At 66.3% G+C, this 1,061-nt stretch carries 1 protein-coding gene and 2 pseudogenes; 1 reads left to right on the top strand and 2 read right to left on the bottom strand.

Features of this window, described 5'->3' with window-relative positions:
- Positions 1–533 (bottom strand): annotated as a pseudogene (locus QZV94_RS25175) (hypothetical protein); the annotation flags it as partial.
- Here QZV94_RS25175 and QZV94_RS25180 point away from each other — a divergent pair.
- A pseudogene (locus tag QZV94_RS25180) lies at positions 499–705 on the top strand (DUF1622 domain-containing protein); the annotation flags it as partial. The pseudogenes QZV94_RS25175 and QZV94_RS25180 overlap by 35 nt on opposite strands.
- Here the strand turns inward: QZV94_RS25180 and QZV94_RS13855 are convergent.
- A complete protein-coding gene (locus tag QZV94_RS13855) occupies positions 676–1,032 on the bottom strand; it encodes an isoprenylcysteine carboxylmethyltransferase family protein (RefSeq protein WP_293678495.1) in 357 nt (118 codons plus the stop codon). The pseudogene QZV94_RS25180 and the gene QZV94_RS13855 sit on opposite strands and share 30 nt — an antisense overlap.
- Positions 1,033–1,061 lie beyond the last annotated feature (29 nt).

Consider the following 1,061-nt stretch of genomic DNA (forward strand, 5'->3'; position numbering starts at 1 on the left):
GACAGGTGGAGCAGCGCGTAGAGAAGCATGGAACCGTGACCGGCCGAGAGGCCGAAGCGGTCTCGATCAGGCCACGTCGGGTTCTTGGGGTCGAAGCGAAGAAATCGGCTCCAGAGGGTGTAGCCTACCGGGGCCATGGCCATGGGCGCGCCGGCGTGTCCGGATTGGGCCTGCTCGACGGCGTCGATGGCCAGCGTGCGAATGGTGGTGATCGCAAGTCCGTCGACAGCCTCGTCGACTGCGACTACCCGCAGGGCGGCCGAGGCCGCCTGCTCAGCGCTGGAAGCTGGCGATGTCATCCGTACAACCATCTTGCTGCGAACTCCCGCATGGTCGCAGTGAGGGGCGGGCCTTTCGCCGGAACGAGCCACTGCTCCCGGACGACGCCGAGCGCGCTGAAAGATTACAGCCCGGACCCAGGCGCCTCCGGCGCTCAGCCGTTGAAACGCATACCGATGAGATGATGGAAAGCGCCGGACTTCAGCTTGCGCAGTCGTTGCGTTCGGACTCGAGTGCCTCCTGACCGCTGACATTATGCGCACCGCAGTGGCTCCTGACTGGCACGAGATTGGGCAAGTCGCCGCGATCGCAGCGCTGCGGACCGTCCGGAATGCAGACACGTCGACAGTCGTTGGGCGCGTGGTGGAACCCGGTTGGCGGCGCTGGACGCGCCGGTCAGGTCGGAGAACGCTGGGCGTCGCCTGAACGGCGCAGGCGCGGGATGAAGGCCGGCGTGGCGCGCTTGTACGCGGCATGGACCTCGCCGAAGCAGGCGGCGGTCTCGCGCTCTTCGCTGACGGCCAGGCGCCAGTACATGACCAAGAGGACCGGGAACATCGCGAGCGTGAGCAGTGTCGGCCATTGCAGCAGGAAGCCGAACATGATGAGAACGAAGCCGACGTATTGCGGATGGCGGACGCGGCTGTACGGGCCGGTCGTCGCCAGCTTGCCTTCGCGCTGGGCGCGATACAGCACCGGCCAAGCCGCCGAGATCGCCCAGAACCCGCCGCCGATAAAGGCGAAGCTCAGCAAGTGGAACGGACCAAAGTGGGGGTTAGCTT

Origin of the sequence: uncultured Phenylobacterium sp. (assembly GCF_902826855.1) — a bacterium.
Classification (GTDB): Bacteria; Pseudomonadota; Alphaproteobacteria; order Caulobacterales; family Caulobacteraceae; genus Phenylobacterium.